Here is a 4,293-nt window from a genome sequence, read left to right as displayed (position 1 = left end):
CCGCGATCGGCAACCGCCCGCCCATCACCCGCTTGACCAACCTGTCCGGTCAGTACACCTAGTTGAGGCTATTGACATCCCAGGTGGACCGCCACGGGTTCGCTCCTGTGCCCCGCCGCGTCGTAGATCCAGGCCTCGATGTCGGATTCCACCGGGGACCCCGTCCCACAGGCATGGTTGAACGGGTAGTCGATCCGCCCTGGGGTGACGCGCCCATAACTAGTCTCGGTGAACGTCTGGTTCTCCTCTGCCCATCCGGCGCCGTTGATGCCTCGGAATCCGAACCCCTGGGCGTCACCGTCAGGATCGGTGAAGGAGAGACTGACGTAGACCAGCGCCCCTTCGGTGTACGTGTCGACCGCCGCGATCCTGGGAGCCGGGTCGACCGGCCCGCCGGACGGAGGCTCCGGCTGTTCCACGGGTGTCGGCGTGGCGTCGGCCGAGGTCTTGCGCATCGAGAAGGTCGTGCATGCGGGCGCACTGCCGGTCACTTGACCCTGCAGGTCCATGGATGCCTTCAGCGGCAGAGGGGCGGTTAGATCGACCATGAGCCAGCTGTTGTCCGGTCTCGTCACCCAGCGGTCCTCGATCAGCCGTAATTCCGCGGCAGAATGCGACCCGGTCATGGTGAAGTGCCCCGACGGAACCGCCGGATTGCTGGGCACCGCGAAGAACGTGAAGTCCGCGCTGACCGCACCGGTGTCCTGTGCCGTCATGAAGAGGCGGAGCCCCGTGAGGCCCTGGGCACAGGTGTACGTGCCTTCCCAGGTGCCGGTCAGCGCCTTCGCCTGCTCTGCGAGGGATGGGGACTGATCGGAATCCCCCGAGATCTGACTCGGCAGGAACTCGGAGCCGTTCCAGCGCCACTCGTAGACGAAGTGGAGCGAGGGAGGGTCGGCATGGCTGTCGTCGGCGTCGTAGTCGTCGATGCCGGTCACCAACCTCCCGTCGCGGACGACGAACTCCTCCGGGTCGTAGATGGGTATCGGATACAGCCCCTCGTACGGGTCGAGCGTGGCGAGACGAATCTGGTGGGTCGGACGACGGCCGAGGAAGACGACCGCTTCGGAGACGAAAAAGTTGCTCGGTTGGGGCGAGCAGTACAGCAGGACGGCAGTCTCGGCCCTTCCGTTCCCGGTCAGTTCACCGGTCGAGACGGCGGCGACGTTCACGTCGTAGGAACCGCCGGTTACCGGGTTATCCGCACTTCCGTGGCCGTCCGTGACCCGGACCGAGAACGGATCTGCCGACTCGCCCCCACACGTGAGAGAGTAGGTCGCGTTGTACGGGTCGACCTCGGCGAGGTACGTGTCGATTCCGATCGAGACCTGCTCGGCCACTTCCGCGCTCTTGGTCTGGTTGAAGTGGTCGCAGACGGTCCGCGGTGGGAGCACCCAGCCCGAGCAGCTGATCTCCACCGGCCCACCGCCCAGCTCCGGCACCGCCGCGCCGGCGAGCGCCGAGGCCTTGTCGACGACGAGATCGCCCGCACCGGGCAGGAACAGGCGTTGTCCGAAGAGATCGACGGATGCCTCGTTCACGACTCCGGCGATTGCCCTGACCGGCAGTCCGGGTGGGAATGGCGGGAGCGCCGTCAACTCATCGGACCCGGGGGCGAAGGCAAGACCGGCCTGGCTGTTGGCCATGGCCGCTGCCAACGCGCACAGCGGCCGGACTCCCAGGGCACCGGGATGCACCTGGCAGCCGAGGTTGAGCACGTCCACGACCGCTCGCTGCACCGCCGTTCTGGCCCGCCCACCTCGCCAGAACGACCCCAGGTTTGGCGTGCCGATGGTTATCACCAGTCCGAGGTCCCGAGTGACGGCCACCGGCCCCATGAGGTCGGCAGCCTGCCGCGTGGCCAGGCCCCCCATCGAATGGCCCACCACAATGACCTCGCCCGGCCCGCCGTTGTCCCTCGACGTCTTCGCGAGGCACGTGATGCGGTCTGCCAGAGCCTGACCGATCCCTTTGTCCGTCACCCAGTTCCGGTTGACAGCCCTGTAGTCGAAGGTGTCCACGGTCAGGCCGGGTTTCGTCAGGGTCTTGACCATGGATATGCGATCCGGCTGTAGCGAGCTCCAGGTCTCCGCGCTGTCGGTGAAACCGTGCACCAGGAGCACCGGTTGCGACTCACCGAGGTCCTGGCGGCATGGCGGATCAGCCCGCGCCGGGGACGGGGTCGCCACGCCTAGAGCGGCAACAAGGAGGCCGATAGTCAACGTGACCGGCAGTCTCACGACGCCTCCTCGGTCGTCACGATCTGCCAGTGATCCGCCTCGCGCATCATGAGCAGCAGGAAGCGGCGTCCATCGCTCATCTCCGATTCGACCGTGGCCGCGTCGCCGGTCGAGCGAAAGGTGTCCGACAGCAATCGGATCTGCTGTCCCGGCGGTATGAGCTGAAAGTTCTGCTCCTCCGCGACTGCCCGGAGATTCGCCGACAGCGCCGAGAGCTGCTCCCCTTGGTCGCCCGAGTTCAACGCCTTCTCGAGCCGAGCCGCGTCCTGCGAGGCGAACGCCGCCTTGTCCGCCTCGGCAGAAGCATCGGACGATCCCGCCGGTGTGGTTGTCGATGTCGCGATGGTCCCCGGATCGTCAGAACGCATGCTCCAGAACGCGTACCCGATCCCGAGTCCGATCAGCACGAGCACGACGACGAGTGCTCCGATCCGCCGACTCATCACGACCTCCGATCCGACGGCGCGCTACCGGCAAAGTCGCCGGAAACCCCATCTGGACCTCTCGCTCACCCCGCGTCCGCTGTCATTCGAACTTGGTGTGGCGCAACGAGGCAGCTGCGCCGACTGCACATTCCAGATGTCGCCGGAGCGCGGGCACGCAGGCGGAGACTCTTCTCGTCCCCCCGTGTGCTGACAAGGCCCCTGGTCATCGGTTAGGCGGCATGCAGCGCTGGGGTCACCATGACCAGCCCGCACGCACTGGGGAGTGACTGCCCTGCCGGACGCCGCAGAAGCCGCTCGAATCATCGTGTGAGAGGCGGTGTGATCCGCGGGTCCCGGCCTTCCTCGCGTGCTGACGTACCACCGGACGCTGGTCGCTACGCCTCCCGGGGGGACTGCTTCCGTCCACAAGTATCGGGGGACCGACAGGCGTGGCCCACACGGTGATTCGGCGGAACGACTGGGCGGCAAATCCGGTCCTATGGAACCCGTCTCCGGGGACGCAGAGGGGCGGCGCACGTCAGGCAACCAGAGCGTTGCGGCAGTGAGGTCCTACTGCGGCTGCCTGTGTCCCTTAGCGGCCCACTTTGGGACACCTCCGCCCGGCGTGTGCCGGGGCAGGCGAAGCCGGTGGATGGAAGTCTCTGGCTTGTGTGGCGCGGGAGCGATGGACATTGCATACGTTGGCCTTGCCAGACCCCACGGAGGTCTTCACGGCTGCCGCGTTGCCTGCCGTTCGACGGGTACTGGACGACGCACCGGGCCGTGAAGTGGAGAGCCTGGTGGAGCGCCTCGAGCTGTCCGTTGTTGGATGCTGGGAGTTGCACCCGAGAGATGAGGAGGCGGAAGCCCCTTTCGTCGACATGGCGGTGCCCTCGGGGCACTTCGACCGCGTCGTCGCGAGTCTGTCTGAACTTGAGGCCGCCCTTGATGACGTCGACCCACGCTGGAAGCTCGACGTCGTAACGGCTGTGGACGACCTCGCCACCATGGACTGAGGTCGGACACTCGAACGTGTCTGAAGCCACCCTGTCTCCAGAGCGGCCTTTGGGACAGCTTGGGAGCACGCAGAGTGTGGATCGGTCCCCCGTCTAACCTCCGTTCTCGTGGTTGATCGCCTGCGCCTGCGCAAACGTCTGCCCGTGCGGCGCTGGGTGGTACGGATGTACGAACGGCCGTCTGGACGAGCCGACTACCTGTTCACCACGGCTCGGTCCGAACGCGACGCGACCAGAGACGTCGCACACTTCATCGCGTTCGTGGAACGGATAGGCATTGAGGCAGATCTAGCAGCCGAAATCGTGCCTGGACCGCCGAAGTGGGGGGATCTAGGAGCAACGCCCGCCGGCAAGGAGAAGCAGGTCGTCTCAGAGATTCGTCGTTGGAGCCAGGGTGGTGAGCCGCCCACGGATGCGGATTCGAACCGCCACCCGTGGCCAGACGAGGATGACCTCCAAGTCATCGCCGACTGGCGACAGCGGCACCGCTTCGATCCTTGAAGGCCCCAGGGATATCCCCTAAGGCCGCCCTGCGTTTCAGAGCGGCCCACTAGGTGTACTGACCGGAGACGTTGGTCGAGGAGTTGTGACGACGGGATCTGAGTAGGTCTT

General features: G+C 66.0%; 4 protein-coding genes. 2 read left to right on the top strand and 2 right to left on the bottom strand.

The annotated features are described in order from the left end of the window. Positions 1 to 68: 68 nt before the first annotated feature. Both ACFSHS_RS06265 and ACFSHS_RS06260 read right to left on the bottom strand, forming a co-directional pair. Complete coding sequence (locus tag ACFSHS_RS06265; protein WP_376873191.1) at positions 69 to 2,240, bottom strand: esterase/lipase family protein; 2,172 nt, start codon at positions 2,238 to 2,240, stop codon at positions 69 to 71. Beyond that, positions 2,237 to 2,683, bottom strand: a complete 447-nt coding sequence (locus ACFSHS_RS06260; protein ID WP_376873188.1) for a hypothetical protein — start codon at positions 2,681 to 2,683, stop codon at positions 2,237 to 2,239. Before ACFSHS_RS06260 ends, ACFSHS_RS06265 begins: the two co-directional genes overlap by 4 nt. A 782-nt stretch (positions 2,684 to 3,465) precedes the next feature. Here ACFSHS_RS06260 and ACFSHS_RS06255 point away from each other — a divergent pair. Then, positions 3,466 to 3,681, top strand: a complete 216-nt coding sequence (locus tag ACFSHS_RS06255) for a hypothetical protein (RefSeq protein ID WP_376873186.1) — start codon at positions 3,466 to 3,468, stop codon at positions 3,679 to 3,681. Between the two features lie 108 nt (positions 3,682 to 3,789). Next, on the top strand, positions 3,790 to 4,182 hold the full coding sequence (locus ACFSHS_RS06250) for a hypothetical protein (RefSeq protein WP_376873183.1): 393 nt from the start codon (positions 3,790 to 3,792) through the stop codon (positions 4,180 to 4,182). The last annotated feature ends 111 nt before the right edge of the window (positions 4,183 to 4,293 follow it).

Origin of the sequence: Blastococcus deserti (assembly GCF_042682525.1) — a bacterium.
Classification (GTDB): domain Bacteria; phylum Actinomycetota; class Actinomycetes; order Mycobacteriales; family Geodermatophilaceae; genus Blastococcus_B; species Blastococcus_B deserti.
Note: the sequence above shows the minus strand (reverse complement) of the source record. Positions and strands in the feature narration are given on the sequence as shown.